This window comes from Streptomyces violaceorubidus (assembly GCF_000717995.1).
Classification (GTDB): domain Bacteria; phylum Actinomycetota; class Actinomycetes; order Streptomycetales; family Streptomycetaceae; genus Streptomyces; species Streptomyces violaceorubidus.
Genome location: NZ_JODM01000157.1, coordinates 1 through 441 on the forward strand (window position 1 = coordinate 1; position 441 = coordinate 441).

Annotated in this window: 1 protein-coding gene; it reads left to right on the forward strand. The window is 73.0% G+C overall.

The annotated features are described in order from the left end of the window. A partial coding sequence (locus IE94_RS36760; protein ID WP_037924899.1) for a hypothetical protein occupies positions 1-441 on the forward strand: 441 nt, incomplete at both ends.

Below are 441 nucleotides of genomic sequence, written 5' to 3' on the forward strand. Positions count from 1 at the left end.
CCCGGCATCGACGAGGCGCGGATCGCGGGTCTGGGCGGCCCCGCCGCCCGGCCGGGCGGCGACGTCGTCGTCCGCGCCGCCCGCGTCGACACGGCACCGTACAAGGCGGCCCTGACGGAGGCCCTCGGCAAGGCCACTCTCACTCCCGGGCAGCGTGAGCGCCTTCAGCGGGTCCTCGACACACACCGCTCGGCGGAACAGCCGGCCCATGCGTGGGAGCAGAGAAAGAACGCGCCCATCGCGACGCCCCCTGCGTACCCGCTGGACGGAGTCCCGGACGATGAGCGCATTCCGACGCTCGCGCTGAAGGACTACGTCTCGCACTCGGTCGGCATCGAGGGCATCACCAACTGGCGTCGCGAGGTCATGCTCCCCACCGGGCAGGAGTGGGCGGGCGCCTGGCTGAAGTCGGTACGCGCGGGCGAGCTCCAGGAGGTGCCC